This is a genomic window from Rhodococcus sp. AC861 (genome assembly GCF_979256035.1).
This window is the reverse complement of record NZ_CEEDMW010000006.1, coordinates 143677-169582: the sequence shown is the minus strand read 5'-3', so window position 1 is coordinate 169582 and position 25906 is coordinate 143677. Positions and strand designations below refer to the sequence as shown.

The window sequence follows — 25906 nt, the reverse complement described above, 5'->3', positions numbered from 1 at the left end:
TACGGAGGTATTTCGTGCACCGAACATCACAGATCAGCCCTGAATCGCGCTCCCCCCGACGGCGTGGCCGCTGGGGATCGGCCGCCATGGTCGGCGTCGCAGCGACAGGGGCACTCCTCTTCGCCGGTACGCCCACCGCCGCGGCAGCACCCGTGTTGCCGCCGTTGCCCGCACTACCGGCGTTCCAGATCCCGGGCATCCCGATGAACGCGAAGCAGCAGGCAGCCATCCTGGCGGCCGTCTTCGACGCAACCGGCGTCCTGGTCCAGGAAGTCGCAGGACTCGTCCTCGGCGACATCACACTGACGCCGGTGACTCCCGACCCGACACCGGACGCGACGTCGCCGTTCCAGGCGGCACCACTGGGTGTCGGTGGAGCTCGGTTGCCGTTGTCCCCCGGCACTTTCGAGGTCACCTCGGGCTACGGCGGACGCAGCAACCCGACAGGCAGCGGACAGCAGAACCACGAGGGCATCGACCTCGGTGCGGCCCAGGGCACCACCATCTACGCCGTCACCGGTGGCACCGTCGTGCAGGCCGGCGACGCGGGCGACGGCTACGGCAACCTGGTCAAGATCAAGAAGGGCGACACCGAGGTGCTCTACGGGCACCAGAGCCGTATCGATGTCGCTGTCGGCGACACCATCGCGCCCGGACAAGCCATCGGAGCGGTCGGCAGCACCGGCGACTCCAACGGCCCGCACCTGCACTTCGAGGTTCGCCGCGGCGGTGAGAGTGTCGATCCGGTCGGCTATCTCACCGCACTCGGACTCGCGGTCTGAGGCTCAGACGGACTGGGCGTTACCGGCTTTCCACTCGTCCCACGGAATGTTCCAGTCGCCCAGTCCGTCTGTGCCCGAAAGAGTTCCGCCCAGCGTGTTCTTGACGATGGTGATGTCGCCGCGTTTGGTGTTGTCGTACACCCACTTCGCGTTCGACGGGCTCAGATTCAGGCAGCCGTGGCTGACGTTGGAATAGCCCTGCGATCCGACGGACCACGGCGCGGAATGGAAGAAGATGCCGCTGTACGACATTCGGGTGGCCCAGTCCACCGGCGTGCGGTATCCCTGCGCGGAGTCCACGGCGACTCCGTAGGTGGACGAGTCCATCACCATGGACGCGAACTTGTCGCCGATGATGTAGACGCCGTTGTCGGTCGGTGTGCTGTTCTTACCCATGGACGTGGGCATCGTCCTGACGTCCACCCCGTTCACGGAGAACGTGACCTGCTTCGTGTCGTCGTCGGCCGTGGCGATCACCGCGTCTCCGATCGAGAACGACGTGGAGGCGTTCTCCTGCCCGAAGAGGCCCTCGCCGAGATCGCGGCCGAAGACGTCGACGTTCACGGTGACACGGGTGCCCGGTGCCCAGTAGTTCTGCGGGCGCCACCGCACCTCTTTCTGGTTGACCCAGTAGAACGCGCCTTCCACGGGCGGGTCGGTCACGACGGTGATGGCGTTCTGCGCGGCGATCTTGTCCGGAACGGGTTCGTCGAACTGCACGGCCACCGGCTGACCGATGCCGACGATCTCGTTCTCCGACGGGAGCAGGTAGGGCTTGGTGACGTTGTCGGGCGAGCTGGTCGTGAAGGTGGAGACCGACGAGGCTTCGCCGCCGAGGCCGAAGGCGCGGGTGCGGAGCGTGTAGGTGTCGTTGTACCCCAGCGGCTCGTTGTTGGTCCACGACGACCGGTCCGGTGACAGAACGCCGGGAACGACTGCTCCGGCCGCGTCGGCGAGGGTGACCTCGGACAGCGTCCCGTCCGTCACGGTGACGGCCACGGGAGCGCTCGGGGAGAAACCGACGGAGGCGTCCGGGACGGGGAGCGAGACCTTCGGCTTCATGAGTTCCGACAAAGGATTGGAGTCGATGGGTGCGGGCGGGGCAGCTGCGGCGCCTTCGGACCCGGCCGTGCAGCCGACGACGGAGACCGCAACGGCCATCACGGACGCGACCAGTGCCGCTTTCCCGAGTCCACCGATTCCGGACGACTTCCTCATACTCGAACTCCACTCACGCCGACCACTCGATCCGCCCACATCATGCCATTCACCTGCAGTTCTTCACCACTCGGCTGCGGTGCGCCGTGGTCACGGTCGCGTACCGATCGCTGCGCAGGACAGCCCGGGCGAGGGCATATCGGCACCGCCGTGGGACGGAAAACCGACCGGACGTGCCATTTTGCCGAGTTGGACGCTGTTTTCACGCGAACCTGTCGACAGTCACAAACGCACCCCGCACACGCGAAAGCCGCCGAGCATGATGCTCGGCGGCTTCGTGGACGGTGTCGGCCGTGCGCCTCTCGGCAAGTGGCCGCTCGCAGCGGCTTATGGGGTGGTACCCGGGGCATGGATCCGATCACCGTCGTACTGCACAACGCAGGCATGCCGCAGTCTGTTCCCGCCGACTACCATCACGTGGATGCGGATACAGGGACCGTCGGGCGCCGCATCTGCGTCCGAGCCTCATGGCGGAGCACGGTGAGCGGCCTCCGCGTGCGCGACGCCGCCGCTCTGGTCGGCGTCAGTGACGACACGGTCCGACGATGGGTCGACAGTGGCGTCGTCGCGTCCTCCAAGGATTCGTCCGGACGGACCGTCGTGGACGGCGCCTCTCTCGCCGCGCACTCGCGGGCACGCGCCGCCGCGCCGCCCGATCCCAGCGGCACGGTCAGCTCCGCGCGCAACAGGTTGGCCGGGTTGGTCGTCTCCGTCGTCGTCGACACCGTCATGGCGGAGGTGCAGATGCAGTGCGGACCGTTCACGGTCACGTCTCTGATGAGCGCAGAGTCGGTGCGGACTCTGGGCCTGGAACCGGGCAGTGTCGCCGTAGCTGTCGTCAAGGCCACGACCGTCATCGTCGAGACACCCTGAATGTCGGGTACATCGTCCGTTCGACTGCCGGTGTGGATCCTCGCGCCGGCCGCCGTGGGCACGGTGCTCATCGCGGCTCCCCTCGTGGCGATGCTGCTGTCCGTCGACGCGCATCGCTTCCTTGCTCTCGTCACCTCCGCATCGTCACTCGCCGCACTGCGGCTGAGCCTGGAGACCGCCTCGGCGAGCACCGTCCTGTGCGTCGTGCTCGGGGTGCCCATGGCCGTCGTCCTCGCCCGGTCGTCGGGTCGCGTCATGACGGTGATCCGCGCCCTGGTGCTCCTGCCGCTGGTACTCCCCCCGGTGGTCGGCGGAATCGCCCTGCTCTACACATTCGGCCGACGGGGACTGCTGGGTAGCCACCTGTCCGCCTGGGGCATCGACATCGCGTTCACGACGACGGCAGTAGTACTCGCCCAGACCTTCGTCGCACTCCCCTTCCTGGTGATCAGCCTCGAGGGTGCGTTGCGCACGGCAGGAACGAGGTACGACGTCATCGCCGCCACCCTGGGCGCCTCACCGACGACGGTTCTGCGCCGGGTCACGCTCCCCCTCGTCCTGCCGGCTCTGGTCTCGGGCGCGGTCCTGTCCTTCGCTCGGGCGCTGGGCGAGTTCGGGGCGACCCTCACGTTCGCCGGGTCGCTCGAGGGTGTGACGCGCACCTTGCCGCTGGAGATCTACCTCCAGCGTGAGACCGACCCCGATGCTGCCGTGGCCCTGTCGTTGGTTCTCATCGTCATCGCCGCGGTGGTCGTGATCGTCACCCGCAGCCGACGTCCGGTGGGCGTGCTGTGACGGAGGACCTCTCGCTGCACGTCGACGCCCGGTCGAGCGCCCGCGGTGTCGACCTCACGGTGACAGTGCCGTCCGGTGCGGTCACCGCCCTGCTCGGACCGAACGGCGCCGGTAAGTCGACGCTGCTGGCGTTCGCCGCGGGGCTTGTCCGTCCGGACGAGGGGACGGTGCGGATCGGCGCCCGCATGCTGACCGATACCGGTAGTGGACACCATGTTCCGCCGCACCGTCGCCGGGTCGCTCTCCTCGCGCAAGATCCGCTCCTGTTCCCGCACCTCGACGTTCTGCAGAACGTGGCGTTCGCACCCCGCTCACGCGGCGACGGTCGTGCACGCAGCATCCGCATCGCCCGGGACCGACTCGACACCGTCGGTGCTCTCGACCTCGCCGATCGACGGCCTCGGGAACTGTCGGGCGGTCAGGCCCAGCGTGTCGCCCTCGCACGCGCGCTCGCGGCGGATCCGGACGTGCTGTTGCTCGACGAGCCTTTCGCGGCACTCGACGCGGACTCCGCCCCGATGATGCGCCGCGTGCTGCGCGAGGTTCTGCAGGAGACCTCGCGAACGACGGTGCTGGTGACGCACGACCAGGTGGACGCTCTCACCCTCGCCCATCGTGTCGCGGTCGTCGAGAACGGTCGCGTGGTCGAGACAGGAACGGTGCACGACGTGTTGCGGGCTCCGCGCAGCACCTTCGCGGCGACGATCGCCGGGGTCAACTCGATCGAGGGGCGCTTCACCGCTCCCGATGTCCTGACCACCGCGTCGGGCACGGACATCCGGGGACACACCGACGAGCCCGTCATGACCGGGTCGGCGGGTGTCGCGCTCCTGCACCCGACGGCGGTGGCAGTCTTCGTCGACGCGCCCGTCGGTAGTCCGCGCAACGTCCTCCCGGTAGAGATCGGCCACGTGGAATCGACGGGTGCGTCCGTCCGCATCACCTCCGTGTCGACGGGCGATCTTCGTCCACTGCATGCGGACGTGACCGTCGCGGCTGCCACGGAACTCGCCCTCGTTCCCGGACGCAGGGTGTTCTTCGTCGTAAAAGCCGGCGAGGTAGCCCTGCACCGGGCGCGGGATCCGCACGCTCGCCTCGACCCGTGACGGGGCCGCTCTCCCCGCGAGGGCGCGCACTGGCCCGTGCCGCGGCCGACCTGTTCGGTGAACGTGGTTACGGCGCAGTCGGAATGGACGACATCGCGGCAGCCGTCGGCACGACCGGACCGTCCGTGTACCGACACTTCGACACGAAGTACGACGTGTTGCGGGCGGTGCACCTCGACGCCGCGCGCAGGCTCGCCCGGCCGGTGCAGGTGCACACACCGGCGACACTCGACACCGTCGCGGCCGGTGCCGTCGCGGTCCGCCGATCTCTGGGCACGCTCAGACGGGATCGACGGAATCTGAACCAACACGATCGGACTGCCGTCGACGCGGCGCTCGGATCGGTAAGACGGGCGGTCGAGCGTCGAGTCGCCTCGGCACGTCCCGACGTCGATTCCTCTGCGGTGCAGACCATCACAGCGTCTCTGCTGTCGATGATGTCCAGCATCGGCACCCATCGCACGAGCCTCGCGGCCGGCACCACCGTTCACCTTCTCGACGACGCCGCCTCCCGGATACTGGCGACGACACTCCCTCGACGCCCCGGCGACGTCACCCCGACGGCGCGAGGAATCGGCGCCGTGGGCAAACGCGAGGCGTTGGTGCGCTCGGCCACGGAACTCTTCGCCACACGGGATGCGTCCGAGGTGACCATGGCCGACATCGCATCGTCCGTCGACCTGGCACCGTCGAGCGTGTACCGGTATTTCGGAAGCAAGGCGGCCGTGCTGGCGGAAGCGTGTCTCGGAGCAGCGCGACGGAACGCGGAGACGACGGCGCACGTCCTGTCCGACACGGACGACCCGCTACAGGCGGTGCGGACACTGGTGGCGCTGCGCACCCTCGACGCTTCGCGGTCACCAGGACTCCGCGTCATGAGAAGCCATGTGCACCAGCACGATCCCGAGATCCGTCGACGACTCGCGCACATGATCCGACAGGACCACGCCGAGTGGGTCCATCTCGTCCGACTCGTCGACCCGCAGCGACGCCGAGCCGAGGTCTCGTTCCTGGTGGAAGCGGCGTTCACCGTCATCGACGACATGTCCCGCACCACCGACGCGGCGACCGTGTCGACGATTGTCGACGCACTGCTCGACGTGGGATCACAGCAGTGAGCCCCGGCCGTCGACGACGACCGGGGCTCACCGCAGCCGGCTACGCCTGCAGAAGAGTGAAGGAGCGGTCACGCACCAGGATCGACGTCGGTGCATCCGCCACCTTCTGATCCGGATCACTCGACAGCGTCAACGCCCACGTCTCGTCAGGCAGTGTGAATTCCACCGGTGTGTCGGCCGCATTCATCAACCACAGGAACACGGCGTCCTCGGCCGTCGACTTGTAGAGGACCGCGATGGACTTGTTCGACCCGTTGGTCCAGTCGCCCTCTTCCATCGCTACGCCGTCGGCGCGCTGGAAGTCGACGGTGTCTCCCGAGCCGCCTTCCTCGCCGTGGCGGAACCACACCGGCCGCAAGGACGGATGCTCGCGGCGCAGCCCGATCAGGGCGGTGGTGAACTCGACCAGCTGGTCGTCGGCGGCGGCCCAGTCGTACCAGGAGATCTCGTTGTCCTGGCAGTAGGCGTTGTTGTTGCCGCCCTGGGACCGAGCGAGTTCGTCGCCGCCCAGGATCATCGGCACACCGGCGGACAGGAGCAGAGTCGCGAGGAAGTTGCGACGCTGACGGTCGCGGAGCGCATTGACGTCGGCGTCGTCCGTCGGACCTTCCGCACCGCATCCCCACGATCGGTTGTCGGACTCGCCGTCCTGGCTGTCCTCACCGTTCTCCTCGTTGTGCTTCTCGTCGTACATCGTCAGGTCCGCCAGCGTGAAGCCGTCGTGGGCGGTGACGAAGTTGACGCTCGCCAACGTCGGGCGACGGTCGTTCTCGTACACGTCGGGACTGCCCGACACGCGCTGCGCCAGTGCGGGCAGACTTCCTTCCTCGCCGCGCCAGAAGTCGCGCACGTCGTCACGGAACTTGCCGTTCCACTCCGACCAGCGGGCCGGGAAGCCGCCCACCTGGTAGCCGGCGGTGTCCCACGGCTCCGCGATCAGCTTCACGGGAGCCAGGACGGGGTCCTGATGGACCATGTCGAGGAAGGCGCTGTGACGATCGAGATCCTCGTCCTGGCGGGTCAGCGTGCTGGCCAGGTCGAATCGGAAGCCGTCGACGTGCATCTCGGTGACCCAGTAGCGCAACGAGTCCATGATGAGAGCCAGTGCGGCCGGGTGGCCGACATTGAGGCTGTTACCGGTACCCGTGGTGTCGAAGTACGCGCTCCGGTCGTCCGGGACCAGGCGGTAGTGCGACCCGTTGTCGATTCCCTTCAAGGACAGCGTCGGACCGAGGTGGTTGCCCTCCGCGGTGTGGTTGTAGACCACGTCGAGAATCACTTCCAGGCCGGCTGCGTGGAGCGCCTTGACCATGGACTTGAACTCGGTGACCTGACCGCCGGTGTCGCCGGCGCTGCTGTACTCGTTGTGCGGAGCGAGGAATCCGACGGAGTTGTATCCCCAGTAGTTCCGTCGGCCCTCCTCCAGAAGATGCGAATCCTGCACGAACTGATGAGTCGGCAGCAGTTCGACGGCAGTGATGCCCAGTCTGGTCAGATGCTCGATGGCGGACGGGTGCGCCAGACCCGCGTAGGTGCCGCGGATGTCGGCGTCGACGGCCTCGTCGAGCTGGGTGAAGCCCTTGACGTGGACCTCGTAGATCACGGACTCGGACAACGGGATTCGCGGTGCCGCATCGTCGCCCCAGTCGAAATCGTCGTCCACCACGACGGACCTCGGCATGAACGGCGCCGAATCGGCGTCGTTGCGCTTCTCGGGCTCGTCGTGGTGATGGGAGAAGACGGCCTCGTCCCACTCCACCGATCCGGCAACAGCTTTCGCGTACGGGTCGAGAAGTAACTTGGCCGCGTTGTGGCGCAGGCCCTCGGCCGGGTTCCACTCGCCGTCCACCCGGAAGCCGTACTTCGTTCCCACCGGCATGTTCTCGACGATCCCGTGGAACACGTGGCCGGTGTACTCGGGCAGAGGGGTCGATGCGCGCTCGGAGCCGTCGTCGTCGAACGTGACCACGGTCACCGATTCGGCTGTCTCGGAATAGAGTGCGACATTCGCACGTCCGTCGGATCTCCGACTGACACCCAGGGGGTAGGGGGTGGAGGTCGACGAGGTCGATGTCTTCGAGGTCACGTGTGGCACCAGTTCTGTTGGAGGGACTGGATGCCACTTACCCCGCCCGGGCAGCCACGAAACGGCGCAGGTTGAGCATGTGACGCATCGGGTAAAGACGCAGGATGGCCGGAACCCGTACCGCAGTCCGGATAGTGCAGGAGCGGTCGGAGATCGCGGCCGGCATGAAGCGCCGCCTCGCGGCACGCGACACCGCACTGGTCGCGGCGGGCATCACGTTCTACGGCGGCATCGCGCTGGTGCCGATGCTGCTACTGGGGCTCCGATCGACGGCCTTGCTGCTCGGTGACACCACCGTCGTCCGCTACGGCGAGGACATCGCCGGGCTGCTCCCCGGGGCGGCCGGAGCGCCGGACGCGGTCAGGACGCTGTTCGATGCGGGCGTGCACATCGGGTGGATCGGCATCCTGGTCGCCATTCTTCCCGCGACGTTCTATGGCGAGGGAATGCGTCGGGCTCTCCTGGTGTACGAGCCGAAGAAAGAGAACTTCATCGGATGGCGCGGACGAGCATCGTCTCTTCCCGTCCTCGTCGTGACCCCGTTGTTGACCATTCCCGTGTTGGCAGTCGGCTCGGCTCTGTCATCGGTGACCGGGGGTGTCGGCGCGGGAGCATTCCGGGTGTGGCTGGGATTCGTCACGATCTGGCTCGTTCTGTCCGTCCCGATCGGATGGACCTTCCGCGTCGTGGCGCCGACGTCGCTGTCGTGGGGCGCCGTCGTGATCGGCGCCCTGACCACGGCATCGTTCGTGTCGGGCTTCCTGCAGGGTTACGTTCTGTTCCTGGCGATACCCATCGACTGGTCCGGGCCGTTCGGAGGGCTCGAACCTGTCGGAGCAGCGGTGGCCACCGTGCTGTGGCTGTTCCTGCTGCACATCATCGTCATCGTCGGATGGGTGTTCACCCTCGAATGCGACCGGGTCGAGGCGCAGGAAGCGCACTGAGCGTGTGATGGATCGTCACGACGAGTTGGCTGAAACCGATGACGGCCAGCAACACGGCGACCCCGACGCCGATGGTCGCGAACACCGTGGTGTCGTGGACCATCGCACTGCCCAGCAGGGTGACCACCACGGCGATGACGCGCGACGGGCGCTCCCAGACGGTGACGACGCCGATACTCGTCATGCCCGCCGAGACCGCGCGGGCTCTCGCCGTCTCGTGCAGCAGGGTGAGGACGGCGACGGCCACCACGAGCGGAACCGGCGCTCCCAGAGCAGCCAGGATGGCGAAGGCCAGCATGTCCGACAGGCGGTCCGCGACGGAGTCCGCGACGTACCCGAACGCCGAGGAACGGCCTCGTAGCAGGGCGACCGCACCGTCCAGGCTGTCCACGAGAGCCGACGCGATCAGGAGAAGGGCCGCGCTGCCGGCACCCCAGGGCCCGGCGCCGGCGGTCGACAACGCGATGACGGCGAAGACGACACCGACCGCGGTGACCGCGTTCGGGGCCACACCGGCGCGGGCCAGTGGGCGCGCCAGGACGTAACTCAGGGTCAACCATCCGCGGACCATGCGTGACGACGACGCGTCGTAGCCGCCGTGCAGGTCGGACCACAGACTCAGGTACTCGGATCGCGTCGACGGTGTGTCCACGCCGACGGATACCCCGGATCTCGGCGCGACCGGCCGGCGCCGAGCGTCTGCGGGCACGACGACATCGGGTCCCGCGGTCGCGGGACCCGAGAAGGACTCGTGGTCAGTGACCACCGGGATCGAGGAGGGACTTGCCCTCGGCAGCTTTGACACGCTTGCGTTCGAGCAGTACCAGCGCGAGTCCGGCGAGCAGCAGAACGGGGCACGCGATACCGGCGATCAGCACCCAGCCCTCGAAGCCGCCACCGGCAGCAGTCAGCGTCAGACCCAAGGACATCAGGCCGAGTGCGATGAGGATGTACCCGGGCCATGCCCGACTGTCCGTGATGGCCTCGCCCGCGTGCGCCCTGGTGGTGCGGGCGAAGTCCTGGGGTTGTTCGTTCTCGTTCTGATGAACCATGACGGTGTCCCTTCGTTCATCTTCAGGTGCATGATTGCCCGGACGTCGCGTTCGGGAAACCCGGATGCCGTGCATCCACAGGGAAGATTCGGAACTGTCGGACCGTGCGACGGGGCGTTACGGGGTGACGCGAGCAACGGTGCACGCTATGGTGTCCGCGACAACAGACTGCGCGGTCTCCGCCCGAGGTGCGAACTACGGGAGGTGCGGACCGCACCTAGCGTGAGGACCTGCGCGTGCCCTATCTCGGCTTGCTCATCGCAGTGCTGTGGATCTTCTGCCTGATCGACGTGATCACCGCGGACGAGGGCGGGATACGCCACCTACCCAAGACTGTCTGGCTCCTCCTGGTCGTCTTTCTCCCCCTCGCCGGATCCATCGCGTGGCTCGCCGCGGGACGACCCGTGGGTGGCGGCATCTGGGGTGGACCCGACGCCGGCAGGAAGCGACCGGCCGGCGCCTATCCCGAGTACGACGTCCGCCCGGGCCGCGCCGTCGCGCAGACTCCGGAGTCCGACGAGGAATTTCTGCGGCGATGCCGCGAACGCGCGCAGCAGCAACGGGACGCCGCTCGCCGTCAGCGGGGCACGTCCGACTCCTGACGTCGCCACCGGCGCCGACGTCGGGTTAGGGTCGGCTAATGCATTCCGCCCCACCGTCCACCGGCGGCGCCATTCTTCGCAGAACTGCACGACGTCAGCGCGCCCGACTGATCGGGTCCTCCGCACTGTTCTGCGTCCATCAGTTCTGCGAGACCATGGTGCCCGTCGCGATCGGCCTGATCATCGGGCGCGCCGTCGCTACCGGTGACGTCACTGCGATGCTCCTGTCGCTGCTGGGGCTCGCAGCACTGTTCGTCGTCCTCTCCTACGCGTACCGCATCGGCGCTCGCATCATCGTGGTGGCCATCGAACGCGAGGCGCACCTGCTCCGCGTCGAGGTCGCCGGACGGGTTCTCGATCCGCGAGGGGTACACGTCGATCTCGGACCCGGCGAACTGCTGACCGTCAGCACGTCGGACGCGGAGAAGACCTCCTGGGTTCTCGACGCCGTCGCCCGCTTCGCCGCGGCGGCGACAGCCCTTCTCGTCACCGCGGTGGCGCTGCTGCTGATCGACCTGCCGCTCGGGCTTGCCGTCGTCGTCGGAACACCGCTGCTGTTGCTGCTGCTGCAGCTCAGCGCGCCGCTTCTCACCCGTGCGGCGACGGACCAGCAGGCGGAGGTCGCCCGCGTCTCGGGCCTGGCCACGGACGTGATCGGCGGCGTCCGGCCGTTGCGCGGACTAGGCGCCGAGGACGCCGCGTCGCGCCGCTTCGTCGATTCCAGCCGCCGAGCGCTCGCGGCGACGATGCGTCTGGCGCGAGGGAACAGTGTGTATCTCGGGGTGTCCGCCACCGTCAGCGCACTGCTGTCGGTGGCCGTCGCCGGCACCGCGGGATTCCTGGCGCTCGAGGGCCGCATCTCGGTCGCCGAACTCATCACGGTGGTCGGGCTGGCGCAGTTCCTCATCGAACCGCTCGGCTCCCTGTCGCGGCTGCCGGGGCTGCTGGCCGTCATCCGCGGTTCGGCGGATCGCCTCGCCCTCGTGCTCGGCGCCGACCCCGTCGTGACATCGTCCGGAACCGGTACCGCGGATCCCGCGTCGATCAGTCTGTCCGACATACGGTTCGGATCGCTCGACGGGCTCGATCTGCATCTCGATCGCGGAGAGATGGTCGGCGTCGTCCCCTACGATCCCGCGGACGGTGACGCGCTGGCCGCAGTGCTGTCCGGCCAGGTGTCCGCGCGCGACGTCGCCGGACGCATCGCGATCGGCGGCGTCGACGTCTCCGACCTCGCGCTGCACGACGTGCGGCGCACGGTGCTCGTCGAACCGCACGGGTCGGATCTGTTCGCGGGCACCGTCCGCAGCAACATCGCTCTCCGCGGCACGGTCGACACGGGACCCGCCGTTCGGGCGTCGTCGGTCACCGACATCGTCGACATGCACGACGGCGGACTCGATCATCCCGTCACCGATCGCGGCGCCAGCCTGTCCGGCGGACAGCGCCAACGTGTCGCGCTGGCCCGGGCACTCGCCGCCGAGCCACCCGTCCTCGTCCTGCACGATCCGACCACCGCCGTCGACGCCGTCACCGAACATGCCATCGCTCGGGGAATCGCGGAGCTGCGTCATGGCGGTGACGCCCGTACTCAGACGACGATCGTGATCACCACCAGTCCCGCGCTTCTGGCAGTCACCGACCGCGTCGTCACTCTCGACTCGGGTCGGGTCGCCGCGACCGGAACGCACCTGTCCCTCGCCGAGTCCGACCCGCGCTACCGTCGGGCGGTTCTGCGATGACCGAGATGTTGCCGGTTGCCGGCGGTCGTCGGTCGGGCGCCTTCATCCTCGACGAACTGCGGCAACGACCGGCCCTCACCCTGGTCACGGTCGTCGTCGGCGCCGTGGCGGCGGCCATGGCCCTCGTTCCCGTCTACGTGTTCGGTGTCCTGGTGGACCGCGTCCGTGAGGGCGCGCCCACGTCGACCATCGTCGGCGTGGTCGCCGTCATCACCGTCGCCGCGGTGGCCGGCGGTGTCTTCACCGGATTCGGGTCCTACGCCGTCTCGGTACTCGGCGAGAAGATCCTGGCGTCCTTGCGCGAACGGGTTCTGGCCAGGGCCCTGCACCTTCCGGTGAGCACGCTGGAACGAGTCGGCAAGGGAGATCTGCTCTCTCGGGTCGGCGACGACGTCGCGGTGATGGCCAAGTCGCTGGGCGAGGTGATCCCGAACATCCTCGCCGCGGTGCTGCTGGTTCTGCTCAGCGTCGTCACGATGCTGGGTCTCGACTGGCGTCTGGGACTCGCGGGCATGGTGGCGATCCCGCTGTACGTCCTGGCGTTGCACTGGTACCTGCCCAGATCCGCTCCCCTGTACGCGCTCGAACGTGTCGCGATGGGTGACCGTGCGCAGTCGCTCGTCAGCAGCATGCAGGGTGCACGGACCGTTCGGGCCTACGGAGTGGAGAGCGAACACCTGGCACGTATCGACGCGTCGTCGGGCCGCGCGCGCGACATCGCGGTCACCGTCTTCCGCTTGTTCACGCGGTTCGGCTCGCGCAGCAACAGAGCGGAATGTGTGGGCCTGTCGGTGATCCTCACCGTCGGATTCCTGCTGGTGCGCGAGGACGCGGTGACGGTGGGGCAAACCACGGCGGCGGCGCTGCTCTTCCACCGCCTGTTCAATCCGATCGGCATGCTGATGTATTCGTTCGACGACATCCAGTCCGCAGGCGCGTCACTCGCACGACTCGTCGGTGTCATCGACATCCCGGACGACCGTTCGCCCGGCACCGGCGCCGTCCCCGTGGACAGCACCGTGGTGGTGACGGGGCTGACCCATTCCTACGACGGAGTGAACGACGTCCTGCACGACATCGAGTTCCGCGTCGAGGCGGAGACGACGGTGGCGCTCGTCGGGTCGACCGGCGCGGGCAAGTCGACCATCGCCGCGCTGGTGGCCGGATCGATGAGGCCCGGTTCCGGTTCCGTCCGCATCGGCGGGGTCGACCTCGCCGATATCGGCGCCGACCGGCTACGACGGCACGTCGCCATCGTCAGCCAGGAGGTGCACGTGTTCTCCGGCCGGCTGATCGACGACCTGCTCCTGGCCCGGCCCGATGCCGATCGCACCGCTGTCCGGGACGCCCTGCGCGTCGTGGGTGCGGACGCGTGGGTGTCGGCTCTCGACGACGGCCTCGACACCGTCGTCGGCGAGGGTGGCCGCGAGCTCACTCCTTCTCGCGCTCAGCAACTCGCCCTGGCCCGGCTGGTGCTCGCCGATCCTGCGGTGGCCGTGCTCGACGAGGCCACGGCCGAGGCGGGAAGCGCCGGAGCCCGTGACCTCGAGGACGCCGCGCACGCCGCGACGAAGGACCGCACGACGATCGTCGTCGCGCACCGGCTGACGCAGGCGGCACGCGCGGACCGCGTGATCGTCCTCGAGCACGGGCGGATCGTCGAGGAGGGAACACCCGACGCCCTGATCGCTGCCGACGGCAGATATGCCGAGCTGTGGTCGGCCTGGAGCGCCCGCTGACACACCTCGACTACACCCGCAGCAGAGGAACGTCGGCGAGTTCCGGCGGTACCGGCGCGCCCGAGGTCACCACCAGTCCGTAGCTGCCGGTGTCCGGCACCGACTGCCCTCGCCGGAACACACCGATGCGCGCCGGATCGAGACCCTCGAGTCGCATCGCCTCGGAGTCCGCGTCGGTGGGCACCCGTGCGATCGAGGCGGACACCGTGCCGCCCGGGTCCGACGCCGGCTCCGAGAGCACGTCGTCGTCGGCGAGGGCGGGCACGTCTCGAAGCACCGCCGTCCGCGCCGGGTGGACCAACGAGGCAGCGAGTGTCATACGCGCCGGATCGGCCGTGTCCACAGTCGCGGACTCGCCGCGGTTCACCGCGCGTAGTGCAGACCATTCCTCGCTTCCCACGTCGAACAGCTCTGCAGGAGAACCCATGTCGATCATCGCGGACACCACGGCCGACGGAGAACCGGAGCACGGCGGCAGTGGCCACGTCGGGAAGATCGAGCCCGGCCACACGTATCCGGTCTCGCCGGCCCAGTCTGCGGGATATGCCTGCGGCGCTTTGGCCGCCAGCGCCCGGCGGTGGCTGGCGTGGACGGCGTCGTCACCGCACCACGGAGGCAGCCGACCGTCGTCGCGTAACTCGTCGAAGGTGGACGCCACGCCGGCGCTGTAGTCGAGCAAGCGGGGTTCCAGGGCGTCGGCATGCCCACGGGCCGTCCACTCGCGGCAGGTGGCCACGCCGTAGGACACCAGGGCGGGCGTGAAGCCGCGCCACATGACGACAGCGGGATGGTTCTTCCACCCGTAGGACGGCCAGACCAGAGCGCGGAGAATCTGGAACGTCTCCACACGCTGCTTCCCCAGTCTCTTGTCGTCCAGCGCACGGGCGCTGCGCGCGAAACCCGGTTCGGGCAGGAACGTCTGCACGTCGTTCGCCTTCCACTCGGTCGTCGGCGGTGTTCGCCGGTCGACAAGGGATGTCCGGCACGGGCGGTGCCGAAACGGCGTCGACCGCGAGCAGCGGACGTTCGATTCTCGTCGATCGGAACCCTGTGACGACGACGCGACGTCCGACACCATCGACGACATGACCACATCGATCGACTCGGAACAGTGGCGGCTGGCTGCGGTCTGCAGGGGTGATCGCAGCGACCTGTTCTTCTCCCCCGCCGGCGAGGGTCGGCGAGCGGCACGGCAGCGTGAGGAGATCGCGAAGACACTCTGCGCGCAGTGCCCGGTGCTGGACAGGTGCCGCGACGTCGCGCTCGCCACTCACGAGCCCTACGGAGTGTGGGGCGGCCTGTCCGCTCGGGAGCGTCAGGAGCAGCGCCGCATCGATGCGGAAGCGCGCCGGGCCTAGCGCCTCGCCGCGACGGGTCCCGTACTCCCCCGCACGACCAGCTGCGGTTCCACCACCAGTTCGGTCGGCACCGCGTCGTCGTTCTCGAGACGCCTGATCGCGAACCGGACGGCGTTGGCGGCCAACCCTTCCGCGTCCTGCCGGACGGTCGTGAGGTCGATGCGGGACAGGTGCGCCATCTCGCTGTCGTCGTATCCGACGATCGAGACATCGTCCGGCACGGTGATGCCCGCACGATGGAACGCATCCATCAGACCCACCGCACACAGATCGTTGCCGGCGACGACCGCGGTGGGCACCCGCTGCTCGGCGACCATGCGCGTGCCGGCGGCGCTGCCCGCCTCCTCGGTGTGCGCTCCCGGCCACACCACGGCCGGCAGACCGCGCTCCTCCATCGCCGCGCGGAACGCCGCCCGGCGCTCGGTCGCGCCGGAATCGGTCCCACCGTCGACGTGGTGGATATCGACGTGCCCGAGACCGACGAGGTGCTCGACCGCCTGACGCACTCCATGGTCGTCGGCGCTGCGCACGACGTCGAAGTCGGTGGCGGGCAGTGCACGTCCGATCATGACCACCACGGCTCGCTCCTCGAGGTGTGCGACGTACTCGGGTGAGGACGACGGACCGAGCAGGATCACACCTTCGCAGCGGTGGCTCAGCAGTGCCTCGATCGCCTTCGCCTCGTCCCGTCCGGGCGCGCTCGCCGACAGCAGCACCTCGTACCCGGCGGCCTCGGCCACGGGATAGATGTGGGTCACCAGATCGGCCTGGAACGGCTGCCGCACGTCGATGACCACACCCAACGTTCTGCTCCGCCCGCGGGCGAGGAGCCGAGCGGCATTGTCGGGTCGATAGTCGAGCTCGCGCGCAGCGGCGAGTACGCGCTCGCGGGTGTCGTCACTCGCTCCGGGCTTGCCGCTGAGAACGAACGACACCAGGGTCCGGGACACTCCCGCCAGAGCGGCGACGTCACTCATCGTCGTCTTGCGGGTGCGGGGCGGCGTGGACACCGGCACTCCTCTCGGATGGGGCTTGACACGGAAGCGTGATCCACCTCATAGTAACTTAAGCGCGTTACTTAAGCGCGTTAGTGCCACAGCACGAGCGCTGGACATTCTTCGAGAGGAACCCCCGAGACATGAGCACGATTCGCGTCGGATCCGCCCCGGACTCCTGGGGAGTCTGGTTCCCGGACGACCCGCAGCAGACGCCCTACACCCGCTTCCTCGACGAGGTGTCGGCGTCGGGCTACGAGTGGATCGAGCTGGGCCCCTACGGCTACCTGCCCACCGATCCGCAGAAGCTGCTCTCGGAGTTGGAGTCTCGCAATCTGAAGCTGTCGGCCGGCACGGTCTTCGAGCATCTGCATCAGGACGATGCGTGGGACGCGGTGTGGACTCAGATCGAGGACGTCGCCAAACTCACCGCGGCCGCCGGCGGCAAGCACGTCGTCGTCATCCCCGAGATGTGGCGCGACCCGTCCACCGGCGCGGTGCTCGAGGACCGCAATCTCACGGCGGACCAGTGGCGCAAGAAGACCGAGGGCATGAACGAGCTCGGCAAGCGCATGTTCGAGCAGTACGGCGTCAAGGCGCAGTACCACCCCCATGCCGACAGCCACGTCGACACCGAGGAGAACGTGTACCGCTTCCTCGACGGCACCTCCAGCGAGTTCGTGAACCTGTGCCTCGACACCGGTCACATCAGCTACTGCGGTGGCGACAACATCGCGATCATCGAGCGGGCACCCGAGCGCATCGGCTACCTCCACCTCAAGCAGGTGAACGAAGAGGTGCGCGCCAAGGTCGCCGCGGAGGATCTCCCGTTCGGCGAGGCCGTGAAGCTCGGCGCGATGACCGAACCGCCGCTCGGTATCCCGGACATGCCGCCGCTTCTCGCGACCATCGAGCGGCTCGCCGACGCCGGCGCGCTCACCGCCGACATCTTCGCGATCGTCGAGCAGGACATGTACCCGTGCGCCGTCGACGCGCCGTTGCCGATCGCGCAGCGCACCCGCAAGTACCTCGGTACCTGCGGCGTCCCCTCCGTCACCTTCTCCTGACACCTCCTCTCCGGAACGGATTTCCCTCACCATGACCACCGAACTTCGCATCGCAGTACTCGGCGTCGGCATGATGGGCGCCGACCACGTCGCCCGCATCACCTCGAAGATCACCGGCGCCCGCGTCGCCGTCGTCAACGACTACGTCAGCGAGAAGGCGCACGAACTTGCCGCGACCATCCCCGGGTGCCGCGTCGTCGAGGATCCGCTCGACGCCATCGCCGACCCCGAGGTGGACGCCGTCGTCCTGGCCACTCCGGGCCCGACGCACGAAAAGCAGTTGCTGGCGTGTCTCGAGCACGGCAAGCCCGTCATGTGCGAGAAGCCGTTGACCACCGACGTCGCGACCTCCCTGGCAGTCGTCGAAGCCGAAGCGGCACTGGGCAAGAAGCTCATCCAGGTCGGCTTCATGCGCCGCTTCGACACGGAGTACGCACAGCTCAAGACGCTCATCGATTCCGGTGATCTGGGCCGTCCGCTGGTGGTGCACTGCGCACACCGCAACCCCGCCGTGCCGCCGCACTTCGACAGCGCCATGATCGTGCGGGATTCCCTCGTGCACGAGGTGGACGTCACGCGCTTCCTCCTCGACGAGGAGATCACCTCGGTGCAGATCATCAGCCCGTCGGCCAATCCCTCTGCGCCGCAGGGACTACGGGATCCGCAGATCGCCATCTTCACCACCGAGTCGGGCCGCCACGTCGACGCCGAGGTGTTCGTCACCACCGGCATCGCGTACGAGGTCCGCACCGAGGTCGTCGCAGAGCACGGCAGCGCGATGATCGGTCTCGACGTGGGCCTGGTCCGCAAGTCGGCTCCCGGAACCTGGGGCGGCACCATCACTCCCGGCTTCGTGCAGCGCTTCGGTCAGGCGTACGACACCGAGGTCCAGCGGTGGGTGAACGCAGTCAAGGCCGGCGCCGAGACGGGCAACTACGTCGACGGACCCGGTGCATGGGACGGCTACGCGGCCGCCGCCGTGTGCGAGGCCGGCGTGAAGTCCCTCGAGTCCGGTGCTCCCGTGGCTGTCGAGATGGTGCAGCGCTCGTCCATCGTCGGTGCCTGAGATGAAGATCGCGCTCGATCCCACCCCGTTCCATCATTCGCATTCACTGCTCGAGCTGCCCGCGGTCGTCGCCGACCTCGGCTACGAGTGGCTGCAGCTCACCCCGCACGTGGACATGATCCCGTTCTTCAACCACCCCAAGGCCGACGACGGGTTGGTCGCGAAGTTCCGCAAAGCCTGTTCTGACGCCGGCGTCGGGATCGCCTCGGTGCTGCCGGTGCTGCGCTGGTCCGGTCCCGACGAGGACGCCCGCGAAGCGGCCGTGCGGTACTGGAAGCGGGCCATCCAGATCACCGTCGACCTCGGCGTGTCGACGATGAACACCGAGTTCTCCGGTCGACCGGAGAAGCCGGAGGAGTCCGAGCGGGCGTTCTACCGGTCGATGGAGGAACTGGTCCCCATCATCGAACGCGAAGGACTCGACGTCCTCATCGATCCGCACCCGGACGACTTCGTCGAGGACGGGCTCGCCGCGATCCGCACCATCCGCGGAATCAACTCCCCCAACATCGGGATGGTCATCGTGGCGTGCCACCAGTTCCACATGGGCGGTGACCTGCCGGCGATCATGGCCACCGCCGGGGACATGATCCGCCTCGTCCACGTCGCGGACACGATGGACCATCACCGCTCGCACGGCTTGCGGTACATCACCAACCCACCCGGCAACGCGGTGCGGGTGCATCAGCACCTCGAGATCGGCGACGGGGACGTCGACTGGGACCAGTTCTTCGGCGGCCTCGGCGAACTCGGGTTCTACGACAACGACACCGTCATGGTGTCGAGCGTTTTCGCCGAGAACGAGAACGCCCACGACGTCTCCCGACGCCAACTCGACACCATGAACAAGTACGTCGAGAAGTTCAGCGTTCGCTAGACAATCAGGACGGCTGCGCCCCGGGGGTCCGGACGATCATCGGAACCCCGGGGAACACCGCGGCCATCTCCGAACGCGACTTCCGCAGAGCAGCGGTGCCGTAGCCCTTCTGGCGATGGCCCGGGTGAATCCACACGCGCAGATCGATCTCGCCGTCGACGAGCTCGCCGAAGACGAAGCCCACCTTCTCCGATTCCTCCCGGGCGACGAACCACGCCGCCTGCTCGGAGTCGAGTCGGTCGCGCGCCGACGCCAGCTCCGTGTCCAGATCGCCTGCAGCGCCTCCTGATCCGTCACCGGCCGAGCCCACGTCGGCGAGCCGGGCAGCGAACAGGTCGCGGTCGTCGTCGGAGAAGGCGACGAGGACGAGGGACTCCCCCGCACTCGCGGGTCGATCGGCCAGCGTGAAGTTCAGGCGGCTGTCGAGGTCTTCGAGCTCGGCGGCGTTGCTCCGGCGAGCGTCCTTGGTGAGGCTCGAGAAGGACATTCCCATCACGGCCTCACCCCCGAGGCGCGAGGTACCCAGGAGCGCAGCGATGGCGTCGACCGCCTCGGGACGACTGTCGGCCTCGACGATGACGTCGAGCACCTCGTGACGTCGTTCGAAGGCCGCCAGAAGGGCGGACGTGATCTCTCGGCGAGCAGCAACAAGGTCGTGGTCGGTCATCGCGTGATCATAGGGCTTCACCCCCGCACGGGGGATCATGGACTCATGCAACCGAGACAGCTGCGCAGGATGGGTTTCCTCACGATCGGCCTCTTCGACGGGGACAACCCCGCCGCGGGGCACGAATCGACATTGCGGATCATCGAACTCGGTGAGCGCCTGGGCTTCGACAGCGCCTGGCTACGACACCGCCATCTGCAGTACGGCATCTCCTCACCGATGGCGGTGCTGGCCGCGGCGTCGCAACGGACGTCACGGATCGAGTTCGGTACCGCGGTCACTCCACTGGGGTGGGAGAACCCGATCCGACTGGCGGAGGACCTCGCGACCGTCGACGTGCTGTCCGGCGGGCGACTCAACCCGGGTATCAGTGTCGGCCCGCCGATGAACTACGACCGTCTGCGCGACGCGGTCTATCCGGACACGGCCGACACTGAGGACTTCACCTTTCGACGGGTCGAACGACTGCTGGCGGCGGTGCGTGGCGACGCTGTGACCGAGTTCGAGGGAACCGAAGGGTTCGAAGCGTTCTCGTCACGCGTGCAACCACATTCGCCCGGTCTGGCAGCACGCATGTGGTACGGCGGTGCCAGCCTGTCGTCCGCCGAGCGGGCAGGTGACCTCGGCATGAACTTCCTGACCAGCAGCGTGGTCAAGGCCGAGGAGTCCGACCGGTTCGACGACATCCAGACCTCCCACATCCGCCGATTCCGCGCACGACACCCCCTGGGCGACCGTGCTCGCGTGTCCCAAGGTCTCGTCGTCGTCCCGACCGACTCGGCGACACCTCACCAGCGCGACAAGTACCACGCCTACGCCGAGTCGCGGATGGCCCGCACCAGCACTCCGGTGGGGCCCGCCCGTCTGCTCTTCGCCCCGGACCTCGTGGGGCCGTCCGACGAACTGGTCGAACGATTGCACGAGCTGGCCGCCTTCCGGGAGATCGACGAGGTGGCCTTCGCCCTACCCTTCAGTTTCGACCACGAGGACTACGTGCAGATGCTCACCGACATGGCGACCACGCTGGGTCCTGCGCTGGGGTGGTCGCCGGCGTCGTGACATCGGGCTCGTGACCCCGGGGATCACTGCACGCTGACCCAGTGTCGTATCGCTGCCTTGGCGTCCGCGAACGGATGGTCGACGAATCCCATTCCGGCGGCGACCAGGGCACCCTCGTGGAGGAGCATGATCACGTCGACGAGCCTGTCGGTGTCCGGACGTCCCGTGTCTGCGACGATGCCGCGGAACAGGTCTGCCATCCACGCCTTCTGACCCACGATGACGGGGAACGCCGGGTGCGCGGGGTCACTGATCTCCGCGTGTGCGTTGATCATGCTGCACCCCTTGCCACTTCGCGCCGCCGTCCAGTCGGCCGACGCGTCGAGGACCGTATCGAGTCGCTCGATGACGCCGCTACCGCCGCGCTCGAGTCGTTCACCGAGGAAGTCCCTCCACTGCCGGTCACGCTCACGGAGGTATTCCACGACCAGCCGTTCCTTGGACTCGAAGCGGTCGTACAGCGTCTTCTTCGTGACACCGGCATGGGCGGCGATGACGTCGACACCCACCGCATGTATCCCGTGGGCATAGAACAGCTCGTCGGCGGCGGCGAGCACCGCCCGAGCTTTCGGTGTCCACGTCACGTCCGTATCCATGTTTAGGACTATACCGATCTGTATATTCACCGTCCATGACTACACAGATCGGTATACCCACGCGGAACGGACGGGCATGGTCCATCGTCCTGGGCGTGTCGTTCGTCCTCTGCTGGTCCTCCGGCTTCATCGGCGCCAAGGTGGCCGGCGACGAGGCTCCGACGACGACCATCCTCATGTGGAGGTTCCTTCCCCTCGCGATCGTCCTGGCACCCGCCCTCGGAATCCGCCGCGGTCGAGCCGACCGGAATCCACCGCGCCAGATCCTCGTCGGTGCGCTGTCCCAGTCGGGATATCTGCTGACTGTCTACTGGGCCATCGACCTGGGAGTGTCCACCGGCACCACGGCACTCGTGGACGGTGTGCAACCACTGGTCGCCGCGGCGCTGGCCGGACCACTCCTCGGAGCGGCGGCGACCGGCCGACAGTGGATCGGTTTGATCGTCGGAGCGGGAGGTGTCCTGCTGGCCACCGCTGCCGACGCGACGGCGACGGCGTCGACACCGTGGTGGGCGTACTCGGTTCCTCTGGTGGGGATGCTCTGCCTGGTGGCAGCGACGTTCGTGGACAGACGAGGTGATTCGACGACACCGATGCGCGCACTCGCCATCCACTGCGCGACATCGGCCACCATCTTCACCGGGCTCGCCGTCGCCACCGGCACCGCTGTCCCTCCGTCGACGACCAGGTTCTGGCTCGCCGTGGCGGCCACCGTCGTCTTCGCGACCTTCGGCGGATACGGCCTGTACTGGCATCTGTTGGATCGCATCGGCGTCACCCGCGTCAACACGCTGTTGTTCCTCGTTCCGCCGGTCACGGCAGTGTGGGGAGCCACGGTGTTCGACGAGCCGTTCACCGCCATGACGGCCGGCGGACTGGGGCTTACCCTGATCGCGACATGGATCGTCACCGGAGACCACAGGCCTACCATCGGAATCATGAGTGGAGCCGAGAAGGACAGCGGCGAGCGGGAATACACCGACGACGGTCATTACATCGTCATCAAGGGCAGACGGTGGCGTGCCACGGACCCGGACATCCCCGACGAGCGTAACGCCGAACTACGGTCGATCCTGATGGCCTGGCGGCGCGATGTCCGCGCGACCGGCGGCGCGGACAGCTCCCGAGCCGGGGTACAGGCAGCGAAAGTGGCTCTGGGAGAACGCGGGGACCCGTGGTGGGAACAGTCCCTCGACGAGCGCAGGGCCCGGTGGGAGGCGGACGTTCCTCGACCCGGCGACTGATTCGTGGCGTTTACGATTCAGCCTGCCGGGAACGCTGACGGTATGACCGAACCCGGCAACATCGACCATGACCAGCCGACGCTCGACGACGTGATCACTCCGACCGAGACCGCCCGACCCGATCACCGCGAGCACGCCAAGGAACCCCAGCCGATCGACGACCAGGATCTGCAGGAGCGCACGCAGCACGAGCGCGAAGAGACCTCGTCCCAGTAGGTCGCAGGGGGGTGTGTGAACACCCCTCGCGTAAGGCGCACACCCACTACCGCAGGTTGTAGAGGGTGTGCGCTTCGTGCGCCCGGTGTGTGCACCCTTTCCCGCACGGCGCAACGCGGTGTGACACCCGTGACACGGCACATCCGCAACGCCCGCTGACACCGAACACCGAAGGTGACGCACATACCCCGCGCCAGTGATGCGCTCGATCTGGCCGACCACGACCCGTCGTGGCTGGTGTGGATGGTCGGGCTCGACGACGCGATGGTGGTGCGTTCGGCGCCCACGTTCGATGCCGTCATCGACGCCGCACGGGCGTACAGCGCGGCATGGAACGCGCGAGTCGTCATCGTCGAGGATCCCGCGGGTAGCCCTGTGGCGGAAGAACTGTGGGTTCCGTTGCTCCGCACCGACGACCCACTCCCCTATCTGTACACGGTGGAATGCCGCTCACCGTCCGTGGCCGGACGGGAGTGCGTGTCGACGTTGTGGACCACCACCGATCTGGAATCCGCTATCCGCCACCGAGCACTCCTGCCACAGCACCTGCGCGTGCGGACGTTGATCGTCAGCAATTCCCCGGACGGCCGATCGCCGCGGTCGAACCGTCGACTCGGACGCGGCGATGCGCCGACCCGCGAACGCTCGGCGGCCGGATGCTGATCCCTACTTGACCATCGTGAACTGTCGGACGTCGATCAATCTGCGGTGGAACAGGTCCGCACAGCCGGGCAGATACCGCATGTAGGTGTCGTACATCTTCTGGCCGGCGATGGCCACCGCGTCGTCACGTCGCTCCTCGAGAGCAGCCGTCCACATGTCCAATGTCCGCGCGTAGTGCGGCTGCAGCGACTGGACGTGCGTGACGGAGAATCCGGCCTTCTCACCATGGTCGACGACGGCCTGCGGGGTCGGCAGTTCTCCGCCCGGGAATATCTACTCCACGATGAAGTCGGCGAAGTCCATGTCCGCGCGCGTCACTCGCGACTCCTGCCGGAACATGTCACGACCGAGCTGACAGATGGTGTGCAGCATCATCCGTCCGTCGGCGGGAAGGATGTCGTACGCCTTGGCGAAGAAATCGTCGTACCGCGGCGACGTGAAGTGTTCGAATGCCCCGATGCTGACGATGCGATCCACCGGTTCGTCGAATTCTTCCCAACCCTGCAGCCGTACCTCGACGGTGCGCTGGGTGTCGAGTCCACCGAGCATCGTCGACACGTGCTCGTACTGGTTCCGGCTGAGAGTCAGGCCGACGACGTCGACGTCGTACTTCTCCACGGCCCGGCGAAGAGTGCCGCCCCATCCGCATCCGACGTCCAGCAGTCGCATCCCCGGGGACAGATCGCACTTCGACAGCGACAGGTCGATCTTCGCCAGCTGCGCTTCTTCGAGTGTCATGTCCTCGCGCTCGAAGTACGCGCAACTGTAGGTCTGCGTCGGATCGAGGAAGAGACGGAAGAACTCGTCCGACAGGTCGTAGTGCGATTGGACGTCGTCGAAAAAGGGTTCGAGTGTTGACACGAGAGTTCCTCCACAGGTCACCGGACAGCCGACGCGCAGCCGGCCGGAGTGCCGGATGCGTCGGCGGTGTTCCCGACTGCTGGTCGACAAAACCACCTGCGGAGGATGTCTACGCGGGGCTCGACAGACGGCACGACGGGTCCCGGCACCACTCCGGTGCCGGAACCCGTCGCTCGTGTGTCGCCCGTCAGCCCGCGTTGGGGTCCAGCGTTTCCTTGATCTTGCCCATCACGCCCTTCTCCGTGCCGAGCGCTGCGTTGGACGGTTCGCCCAGCCCGCCGTCGTAGGTGGCGTAGAGCTTGGGATCCGGCGGCGGGCCGCTCTGCTTGTTTCCCAGAGCCTGCGGATCCGCGAGGAACCGATTCTCGTGCCGGCCGTCCGGCGCGGTGCCGTGTGCCCACCGACCCTTGTCGGACTCGGTCCCGTCGGACAGATGCCAGAGTGTGCTCGCGTACTCCTCGTCGAACAGATCGTTCGGTGCCACGACGCCCTCCACTCCGTCCGCCTGCAGTTCCTCGATCGCCGCGAGCCACATGTTCTGGTGGTACGTGTCGCGGGCGAGGTTGAACTCGAGCATTGCCTTGACGCCGGGGTCGTCGGTCATGTGCCACAGGCGCGCTGTCTGAACTCGGCCCTGGGCCTCGGCAGCGACGTTCGCGCGGAAGTCGGCCAGCAGGTTTCCGCTGGCGACGATGAAGCGGCCGTTCCACGGGACACCGTTGCTGTCGGCGAGCGTCGGTCCGCCGCCCGACACGATTGCCTGCTGCGGGTCCATGCCCCCCAGAACTGCCGCGACCACCGGATCAGCTGCCGCGTTCTTCGTCGACTCGGTAGCCGGCGCACCCTCGAGAAGACGCGCGACCATGGTCGCGAGCATCTCGACGTGACCGATCTCCTCCGTGGCGACATCCATGATGAGGTCCTTGTACTTGCCCTTCATGCGGCAATTCCAGCCCTGGAACAAGTACTGCATCGTGACCGTCATCTCGCCGTACGCGCCGCCGATCAATTCCTGCAGTTTGCGGGCGTAGACGGGGTCCGGCTTCTCCGGCTTGACGTCGAATTGGAGATGGTCGGTATGACGAAACATGAGCGCTCCCAACGATGCTGACGTGCGTACTCGGTCCTGGTCCGACTACCCGAGGCAATCGCACGCAAACGGAACCGACTCATCACTCCT

At 67.6% G+C, this 25906-nt stretch carries 26 protein-coding genes and 2 pseudogenes; 18 read left to right on the top strand and 10 right to left on the bottom strand.

The window, feature by feature from the left end; genetic code table 11:
* Positions 1-86: 86 nt before the first annotated feature.
* Positions 87-782 (top strand): M23 family metallopeptidase, encoded by a 696-nt coding sequence (locus AC0IX4_RS19215; RefSeq protein WP_052493360.1) that lies wholly within the window; start codon positions 87-89, stop codon positions 780-782.
* Positions 783-785: 3 nt separating this feature from the next.
* Here AC0IX4_RS19215 and AC0IX4_RS19210 read toward each other — a convergent pair whose 3' ends face one another.
* Entirely contained in the window at positions 786-2000 is a 1215-nt protein-coding gene (locus AC0IX4_RS19210; RefSeq protein ID WP_056075404.1) for a L,D-transpeptidase, read from the bottom strand.
* A gap of 480 nt (positions 2001-2480) precedes the next feature.
* On the opposite strand from AC0IX4_RS19210, the gene AC0IX4_RS19205 reads away from it, so the two are divergent.
* Genes AC0IX4_RS19205 through AC0IX4_RS19190 form a run of 4 tightly spaced genes read left to right on the top strand, consistent with a single transcriptional unit; the run spans position 2481 to position 5892 of the window.
* Positions 2481-2873 (top strand): TOBE domain-containing protein, encoded by a 393-nt coding sequence (locus tag AC0IX4_RS19205; RefSeq protein ID WP_471830732.1) that lies wholly within the window; start codon positions 2481-2483, stop codon positions 2871-2873.
* Complete coding sequence (locus AC0IX4_RS19200; RefSeq protein ID WP_471830513.1) at positions 2874-3668, top strand: ABC transporter permease; 795 nt, start codon at positions 2874-2876, stop codon at positions 3666-3668. It begins immediately after the preceding gene.
* Complete coding sequence (locus AC0IX4_RS19195; RefSeq protein WP_471830511.1) at positions 3665-4774, top strand: sulfate/molybdate ABC transporter ATP-binding protein; 1110 nt, start codon at positions 3665-3667, stop codon at positions 4772-4774. The genes AC0IX4_RS19200 and AC0IX4_RS19195 overlap by 4 nt, the downstream gene beginning before the upstream one ends.
* The gene (locus AC0IX4_RS19190) at positions 4771-5892 is read left to right on the top strand and encodes a TetR/AcrR family transcriptional regulator (RefSeq protein WP_471830510.1); all 1122 of its coding nucleotides are present in this window, start codon (positions 4771-4773) and stop codon (positions 5890-5892) included. Before AC0IX4_RS19195 ends, AC0IX4_RS19190 begins: the two co-directional genes overlap by 4 nt.
* Positions 5893-5932: 40 nt before the next feature.
* On the opposite strand, the gene glgX is transcribed toward AC0IX4_RS19190, so the two are convergent.
* Complete coding sequence (gene glgX / locus AC0IX4_RS19185) at positions 5933-7978, bottom strand: glycogen debranching protein GlgX (RefSeq protein ID WP_471830509.1); 2046 nt, start codon at positions 7976-7978, stop codon at positions 5933-5935.
* A gap of 104 nt (positions 7979-8082) precedes the next feature.
* On the opposite strand from glgX, the gene AC0IX4_RS19180 reads away from it, so the two are divergent.
* Positions 8083-8922 carry a YhjD/YihY/BrkB family envelope integrity protein gene (locus AC0IX4_RS19180; protein WP_471830508.1) on the top strand — a complete coding sequence of 280 codons (840 nt, stop codon included), beginning with the start codon at positions 8083-8085 and terminating at the stop codon, positions 8920-8922.
* Here AC0IX4_RS19180 and AC0IX4_RS19175 read toward each other — a convergent pair.
* Together AC0IX4_RS19175 and AC0IX4_RS19170 are read right to left on the bottom strand one after the other, a co-directional pair.
* A complete protein-coding gene (locus AC0IX4_RS19175) occupies positions 8879-9631 on the bottom strand; it encodes a CDP-alcohol phosphatidyltransferase family protein (RefSeq protein ID WP_471830507.1) in 753 nt (250 codons plus the stop codon). The two genes, AC0IX4_RS19180 and AC0IX4_RS19175, sit on opposite strands and share 44 nt — an antisense overlap.
* A gap of 46 nt (positions 9632-9677) precedes the next feature.
* Complete coding sequence (locus AC0IX4_RS19170) at positions 9678-9974, bottom strand: hypothetical protein (protein WP_042576551.1); 297 nt, start codon at positions 9972-9974, stop codon at positions 9678-9680.
* 236 nt (positions 9975-10210) lie between these two features.
* Between AC0IX4_RS19170 and AC0IX4_RS19165 the strand changes: the two genes are divergently transcribed.
* From AC0IX4_RS19165 to AC0IX4_RS19155, 3 genes are read left to right on the top strand one after another with little or no spacing between them, the layout of a single operon-like run.
* Complete coding sequence (locus AC0IX4_RS19165) at positions 10211-10576, top strand: PLD nuclease N-terminal domain-containing protein (protein ID WP_042576552.1); 366 nt, start codon at positions 10211-10213, stop codon at positions 10574-10576.
* A gap of 38 nt (positions 10577-10614) precedes the next feature.
* On the top strand, positions 10615-12318 hold the full coding sequence (locus tag AC0IX4_RS19160; protein ID WP_471830506.1) for an ABC transporter transmembrane domain-containing protein: 1704 nt from the start codon (positions 10615-10617) through the stop codon (positions 12316-12318).
* On the top strand, positions 12315-14057 hold the full coding sequence (locus tag AC0IX4_RS19155; RefSeq protein ID WP_471830504.1) for an ABC transporter ATP-binding protein: 1743 nt from the start codon (positions 12315-12317) through the stop codon (positions 14055-14057). The genes AC0IX4_RS19160 and AC0IX4_RS19155 overlap by 4 nt, the downstream gene beginning before the upstream one ends.
* A 10-nt stretch (positions 14058-14067) precedes the next feature.
* Here AC0IX4_RS19155 and AC0IX4_RS19150 read toward each other — a convergent pair whose 3' ends face one another.
* A complete protein-coding gene (locus tag AC0IX4_RS19150) occupies positions 14068-14982 on the bottom strand; it encodes an MSMEG_6728 family protein (protein ID WP_471830502.1) in 915 nt (304 codons plus the stop codon).
* A gap of 160 nt (positions 14983-15142) precedes the next feature.
* Here AC0IX4_RS19150 and AC0IX4_RS19145 point away from each other — a divergent pair, with 160 nt between their 5' ends.
* On the top strand, positions 15143-15415 hold the full coding sequence (locus AC0IX4_RS19145; protein ID WP_056075384.1) for a WhiB family transcriptional regulator: 273 nt from the start codon (positions 15143-15145) through the stop codon (positions 15413-15415).
* Here AC0IX4_RS19145 and AC0IX4_RS19140 read toward each other — a convergent pair.
* Complete coding sequence (locus AC0IX4_RS19140; protein ID WP_471830731.1) at positions 15412-16392, bottom strand: LacI family DNA-binding transcriptional regulator; 981 nt, start codon at positions 16390-16392, stop codon at positions 15412-15414. The two genes, AC0IX4_RS19145 and AC0IX4_RS19140, sit on opposite strands and share 4 nt — an antisense overlap.
* Before the next feature lie 161 nt (positions 16393-16553).
* On the opposite strand from AC0IX4_RS19140, the gene AC0IX4_RS19135 reads away from it, so the two are divergent.
* The 3 genes from AC0IX4_RS19135 to AC0IX4_RS19125 are packed head-to-tail and all read left to right on the top strand — an operon-like array spanning position 16554 to position 19420.
* Entirely contained in the window at positions 16554-17477 is a 924-nt protein-coding gene (locus AC0IX4_RS19135) for a sugar phosphate isomerase/epimerase family protein (protein WP_042576556.1), read from the top strand.
* 31 nt (positions 17478-17508) lie between these two features.
* On the top strand, positions 17509-18543 hold the full coding sequence (locus tag AC0IX4_RS19130) for a Gfo/Idh/MocA family protein (RefSeq protein ID WP_471830499.1): 1035 nt from the start codon (positions 17509-17511) through the stop codon (positions 18541-18543).
* A gap of 1 nt (position 18544) precedes the next feature.
* Positions 18545-19420, top strand: coding sequence for a sugar phosphate isomerase/epimerase family protein (locus AC0IX4_RS19125; RefSeq protein WP_471830497.1), 876 nt, complete (start codon positions 18545-18547; stop codon positions 19418-19420).
* Between the two features lie 4 nt (positions 19421-19424).
* On the opposite strand, the gene AC0IX4_RS19120 is transcribed toward AC0IX4_RS19125, so the two are convergent.
* The gene (locus AC0IX4_RS19120) at positions 19425-20087 is read right to left on the bottom strand and encodes a GNAT family N-acetyltransferase (RefSeq protein WP_471830495.1); all 663 of its coding nucleotides are present in this window, start codon (positions 20085-20087) and stop codon (positions 19425-19427) included.
* Positions 20088-20132: 45 nt separating this feature from the next.
* Between AC0IX4_RS19120 and AC0IX4_RS19115 the strand changes: the two genes are divergently transcribed.
* Complete coding sequence (locus tag AC0IX4_RS19115) at positions 20133-21146, top strand: LLM class flavin-dependent oxidoreductase (protein ID WP_471830494.1); 1014 nt, start codon at positions 20133-20135, stop codon at positions 21144-21146.
* Positions 21147-21169: 23 nt separating this feature from the next.
* On the opposite strand, the gene AC0IX4_RS19110 is transcribed toward AC0IX4_RS19115, so the two are convergent.
* Positions 21170-21742 (bottom strand): TetR/AcrR family transcriptional regulator, encoded by a 573-nt coding sequence (locus AC0IX4_RS19110; protein WP_471830492.1) that lies wholly within the window; start codon positions 21740-21742, stop codon positions 21170-21172.
* A 35-nt stretch (positions 21743-21777) separates the two neighbouring features.
* On the opposite strand from AC0IX4_RS19110, the pseudogene AC0IX4_RS19105 reads away from it, so the two are divergent.
* The 4 genes and pseudogenes from AC0IX4_RS19105 to AC0IX4_RS19090 all read left to right on the top strand — a co-directional run.
* A pseudogene (locus AC0IX4_RS19105) lies at positions 21778-22593 on the top strand (DMT family transporter); the annotation flags it as partial.
* 87 nt (positions 22594-22680) lie between these two features.
* A complete protein-coding gene (locus AC0IX4_RS19100; protein ID WP_197074863.1) occupies positions 22681-22986 on the top strand; it encodes a hypothetical protein in 306 nt (101 codons plus the stop codon).
* Between the two features lie 42 nt (positions 22987-23028).
* Positions 23029-23202, top strand: coding sequence for a hypothetical protein (locus tag AC0IX4_RS19095; RefSeq protein ID WP_197074849.1), 174 nt, complete (start codon positions 23029-23031; stop codon positions 23200-23202).
* 174 nt (positions 23203-23376) lie between these two features.
* The gene (locus AC0IX4_RS19090) at positions 23377-23865 is read left to right on the top strand and encodes a hypothetical protein (RefSeq protein ID WP_471830490.1); all 489 of its coding nucleotides are present in this window, start codon (positions 23377-23379) and stop codon (positions 23863-23865) included.
* A 3-nt stretch (positions 23866-23868) separates the two neighbouring features.
* Here AC0IX4_RS19090 and AC0IX4_RS19085 read toward each other — a convergent pair.
* Positions 23869-24726 (bottom strand): annotated as a pseudogene (locus AC0IX4_RS19085) (cyclopropane mycolic acid synthase family methyltransferase).
* 187 nt (positions 24727-24913) lie between these two features.
* Entirely contained in the window at positions 24914-25816 is a 903-nt protein-coding gene (locus AC0IX4_RS19080; protein WP_471830489.1) for a manganese catalase, read from the bottom strand.
* Positions 25817-25906 lie beyond the last annotated feature (90 nt).

Coding starts and splice junctions, on each gene's coding strand:
- AC0IX4_RS19155 (WP_471830504.1), top strand. CDS start 12,315: ATGACCGAGATGTTGCCGGTTGCCGGCGGTCGTCGGTCGGGCGCCTTC.
- AC0IX4_RS19210 (WP_056075404.1), bottom strand. CDS start 2,000: ATGAGGAAGTCGTCCGGAATCGGTGGACTCGGGAAAGCGGCACTGGTC.
- AC0IX4_RS19100 (WP_197074863.1), top strand. CDS start 22,681: ATGAGTGGAGCCGAGAAGGACAGCGGCGAGCGGGAATACACCGACGAC.
- AC0IX4_RS19170 (WP_042576551.1), bottom strand. CDS start 9,974: ATGGTTCATCAGAACGAGAACGAACAACCCCAGGACTTCGCCCGCACC.
- AC0IX4_RS19095 (WP_197074849.1), top strand. CDS start 23,029: ATGACCGAACCCGGCAACATCGACCATGACCAGCCGACGCTCGACGAC.
- AC0IX4_RS19180 (WP_471830508.1), top strand. CDS start 8,083: ATGGCCGGAACCCGTACCGCAGTCCGGATAGTGCAGGAGCGGTCGGAG.
- AC0IX4_RS19115 (WP_471830494.1), top strand. CDS start 20,133: ATGCAACCGAGACAGCTGCGCAGGATGGGTTTCCTCACGATCGGCCTC.
- AC0IX4_RS19125 (WP_471830497.1), top strand. CDS start 18,545: ATGAAGATCGCGCTCGATCCCACCCCGTTCCATCATTCGCATTCACTG.
- AC0IX4_RS19135 (WP_042576556.1), top strand. CDS start 16,554: ATGAGCACGATTCGCGTCGGATCCGCCCCGGACTCCTGGGGAGTCTGG.
- AC0IX4_RS19140 (WP_471830731.1), bottom strand. CDS start 16,392: ATGAGTGACGTCGCCGCTCTGGCGGGAGTGTCCCGGACCCTGGTGTCG.
- AC0IX4_RS19145 (WP_056075384.1), top strand. CDS start 15,143: ATGACCACATCGATCGACTCGGAACAGTGGCGGCTGGCTGCGGTCTGC.
- AC0IX4_RS19130 (WP_471830499.1), top strand. CDS start 17,509: ATGACCACCGAACTTCGCATCGCAGTACTCGGCGTCGGCATGATGGGC.
- AC0IX4_RS19215 (WP_052493360.1), top strand. CDS start 87: ATGGTCGGCGTCGCAGCGACAGGGGCACTCCTCTTCGCCGGTACGCCC.
- AC0IX4_RS19080 (WP_471830489.1), bottom strand. CDS start 25,816: ATGTTTCGTCATACCGACCATCTCCAATTCGACGTCAAGCCGGAGAAG.
- AC0IX4_RS19120 (WP_471830495.1), bottom strand. CDS start 20,087: ATGACCGACCACGACCTTGTTGCTGCTCGCCGAGAGATCACGTCCGCC.
- AC0IX4_RS19160 (WP_471830506.1), top strand. CDS start 10,615: ATGCATTCCGCCCCACCGTCCACCGGCGGCGCCATTCTTCGCAGAACT.
- AC0IX4_RS19200 (WP_471830513.1), top strand. CDS start 2,874: ATGTCGGGTACATCGTCCGTTCGACTGCCGGTGTGGATCCTCGCGCCG.
- AC0IX4_RS19110 (WP_471830492.1), bottom strand. CDS start 21,742: ATGGATACGGACGTGACGTGGACACCGAAAGCTCGGGCGGTGCTCGCC.